This window comes from Mesorhizobium sp. M2E.F.Ca.ET.219.01.1.1, from assembly GCF_004016445.2.
Lineage (GTDB): Bacteria > Pseudomonadota > Alphaproteobacteria > Rhizobiales > Rhizobiaceae > Mesorhizobium.
In genome coordinates this window covers 1-404 of record NZ_SADT02000068.1, presented here as the reverse complement: position 1 = coordinate 404, position 404 = coordinate 1, and the positions used below count along the sequence as shown (strand labels likewise).

Annotated in this window: 1 protein-coding gene; it reads right to left on the bottom strand. The window is 64.4% G+C overall.

What is annotated here, in order from left to right; translation table 11 throughout:
* Positions 1-58: 58 nt before the first annotated feature.
* Positions 59-404: phosphatase PAP2 family protein (locus EN862_RS34950; protein ID WP_135913289.1), on the bottom strand; the 346-nt coding region annotated here is incomplete at its 5' end.

The following is a 404-nucleotide window of genomic DNA, read 5'->3' as shown; positions in this document are numbered from 1 at the left end:
GACGGGATAAGCCTAGCATATAGGGGCGCGGGCGCGTCACTTTTGTGATACGCGCCGGTCAAAATCGGAGCTGGGCGACGGTCGCCATGACCCAAGCTGTGGATGATCGGGATCCGAAATGGCCAAAGGCGAACTGGCGCCCGCAACCCTTGGCCTCTAGCCTAAAGATCCTCATGGCGAAGGCGTCCAGCCGTGAATTCTCGCGATAGGAAAGCCGCACCGCCAGAGCGGCCGCAAGCCCGGTAACGGCACCGCCGACGACGTCGCCGGCATAGTGGATGCCGATATGGAGCCGCGACCAGCAGATCAGCAGCGCCGCGGCGAACAAGACAAGCGTGCGGCGCTGCAGCGCGTGCATGGCGAAGGCGGCAACGATGGCCATGCTGGCGGTCGCGTGGTCAGAC